Annotated in this window: 1 protein-coding gene; it reads right to left on the reverse strand. The window is 64.1% G+C overall.

Features of this window, described 5'->3' with window-relative positions:
* Positions 1–122: 122 nt before the first annotated feature.
* Positions 123–941 carry a rolling circle replication-associated protein gene (locus C444_RS08375; protein ID WP_004045523.1) on the reverse strand — a complete coding sequence of 273 codons (819 nt, stop codon included), beginning with the start codon at positions 939–941 and terminating at the stop codon, positions 123–125.
* Positions 942–1,959 lie beyond the last annotated feature (1,018 nt).

The following is a 1,959-nucleotide window of genomic DNA, read 5'->3' on the forward strand; positions in this document are numbered from 1 at the left end:
TCGCAGGACGGCGCAAGGGTCGCCGAAAATCGAACCGACCCCACCACCCACCACAGGGACCTATAACGGTGTCTAGGGGGACCCCACCCGGCACCTCTCACCTCGCGGTGGGACCGACCGATCTAGTCTGGTGGCGGTCCTCTATCCTCGTCGCGCCGGAAGTCTCCCGACGCAGCCGACACCCAGTCCTCGACGATCGGATCCCACGCCATCAGTGACCAGTCCTCCTCGAGCGCACTGCCGTCACGATCGTCGCCGCCCGGATCGCGTGGATCGAGATCGACGTCGGCGCTAGATCCGTACCGCCGCGACCCCGACGGCAGGAACGACAGCGAGCCACGACCGAGGTACGCACTGATGTAGTGCGCCGCGTTCCGTGCGTCCACCCGCCGGATGTCCACCACCCGGCCGAGGCCGACGCGCTCGGCCAACTGCGACAGTTCCCGCTGCGGCAGGAACCGATCCACGAGCAGGTGCAGGTGCGGCCGGTCCCGCTCGTCTCCCTCGTGCCGCACCCACAGATACGACAGGTTTGGATAGCGGTCCCTCAGTTCCGTCCTCAGCGCGTTCCACCGATCGGTGATGTACTCGTGCTTCTCCTCCTTCGACGCGGGCGCTCTGCGGTCCACTGTGAGCGTCAGGAACCGACGCATCTCCGGGCGCTCCTCCGTGATCCGTTCTATCTCCTCGATCAGTCCCATCCTCAGCCGGTGGCCGCAACACTCGCAGTCCCACGAACCGCAACGGTACGACGCCTGTTCCCCCGATTCTGTCTGGTACTTCAGGTGCGCCAAGTCCTTCCGGCAGTCCGGCCGCTCCCGATCCGGCCCGCAATCCCAGTCCCGACCGAGCCGTGACTGCTCATCCAACTCGACCTCGCCGTCGACGGGATCCGCGCTCACTCCGACCACCCCGACCGACGCGATCGCGAGCTGCTCCACGAGTGGCCCGACAGCACGTCCGGCCCAGCTGGGGCGGCACTATCCGACGACCGCGACGAAGACGAGCCGGTGGCACCGCACCGCACCATAGCCACCGGCACGTCTTCTACCGCACCGCACGGTGGAACGCCTGAATTGGCGAAGCATAGCGGCTCTTGAGTTGTTCTAACTAGCGTCGAGTAAAGACCGCACCGCCGCCGCACCGCCACCGCACAAGATAGCCCCCTCCCGCCGGTCGGGGGCGTGCGGATCGGGCGGCCCTCGAGCCGGGTACGCCGGCTCTCGGGCAAATCAAGATCGCCCGATCCTTGCGGTGGATCGGCGCTTAGTCGTCCAGACCGAGCGTTTCCGTGAACCGTCGAAACACTTACTGACTCGGCTGAGAGAGGACAGAGCGAGGACGAACCCTCCGGCCAAGAGGTTTCCACCGGGCGATTCTGCCACAAATCGCGTCCGGTGGAATCGTCCGTCGCCCGGGCCTTCTCCGGGCATTCACTCACGTTGCGTAGCTTTGACTGCGACGAGAACGACTAGCCCCTTAAAGAATACTGACCTTTCACCCCGGCAGAACATCTACCTATCCCGATACTACCAACACGCCCACATATTGTTATTAGCAGTTCTAACCATAGCCAGACAGAACCCGAAACCGCATGACAGCGCAGGGGTCGCCGATCGCCCCGGAGTATCACCCATCACAACTTACCGCCGTCTTGCGATTCTTCCCCCTGTCGAATCCCGGCCCTATCCGTACAATCGCAGGACGGCGTAAGGATACCCCTGTCTGAACCGCCACAACTTACCGCCGTCTTGCGATTCTCCCACCACAATCACTCGCCCCTCCGCTCCCTAATCGCAGGACGGCGCAAGGGTCGCCGAAAATCGAACCGACCCCACCACCCACCACAGGGACCTATAACGGTGTCTAGGGGGACCCCACCCGGCACCTCTCACCTCGCGGTGGGACCGACCGATCTAGTCTGGTGGAGGGCCTCTATCCCTGTCTCTTATACACATC

The sequence above is a fragment of the Haloarcula japonica DSM 6131 genome (genome assembly GCF_000336635.1).
Lineage (GTDB): Archaea > Halobacteriota > Halobacteria > Halobacteriales > Haloarculaceae > Haloarcula > Haloarcula japonica.